The sequence below is a fragment of the Maribacter sp. 4G9 genome (assembly GCF_002742265.1).
In the GTDB taxonomy this organism is placed as follows: domain Bacteria; phylum Bacteroidota; class Bacteroidia; order Flavobacteriales; family Flavobacteriaceae; genus Maribacter.
Window position 1 is genome coordinate 1 of record NZ_MDGL01000162.1, and the last position, 623, is coordinate 623.

Below are 623 nucleotides of genomic sequence, written 5' to 3' on the forward strand. Positions count from 1 at the left end.
TGCCGGGTTGCCCCATTCGGATATCCGCGGATCATATCGTATGTGCCGATCCCCGCGGCTTTTCGCAGCTTATCACGTCCTTCCTCGCCTCTGAGAGCCTAGGCATTCCCCATACGCCCTTTTCCAGCTTGTCGCCTTTCCTTTTCTACTTTTGTACTCTGTTCGTACTCTTTACTCTATATAAAGATTCGTGTTTCTTTCTTTTTTAGGTATACAATAAGAACAATCTTATTATATCCTGTCCCAATATGTCAATGAACTTGTGGCGAGTCGCCACCAACAATTACAAATAATGTATTTGTGGCTCCTCATGCTATACTTTAAAGACGAGCAAATCATCTCCAAGCATTGCTTGGTGGAGAATATCGGAGTCGAACCGATGGCCTCCTGCGTGCAAGGCAGGCGCTCTAGCCAGCTGAGCTAATCCCCCAGTTAGTTGATCGTTGTTCGTTGTTAGTTGACAGCTTCACCATCAACCATCAACCAAGAACCAACAACTAGTTTGTCTCAACTTCCAGAATTTCCAATACTTCAAAACAATGAACGTTGCCCGGATCCCCTTAAAAGGCCCGTGGGCTCCTTAGTAGTCCCAGGCAGACTTGCTTCGACTGCGCTCAGCACAG

1 tRNA gene and 1 rRNA gene are annotated in these 623 nt (G+C 46.7%); both read right to left on the reverse strand.

What is annotated here, in order from left to right:
- Positions 1-134: ribosomal RNA gene (locus tag BFP75_RS16885) — 23S ribosomal RNA — on the reverse strand; the annotation flags it as partial.
- Between the two features lie 219 nt (positions 135-353).
- A tRNA-Ala gene (locus BFP75_RS16890) sits at positions 354-430 on the reverse strand.
- Between the last annotated feature and the right edge of the window lie 193 nt (positions 431-623).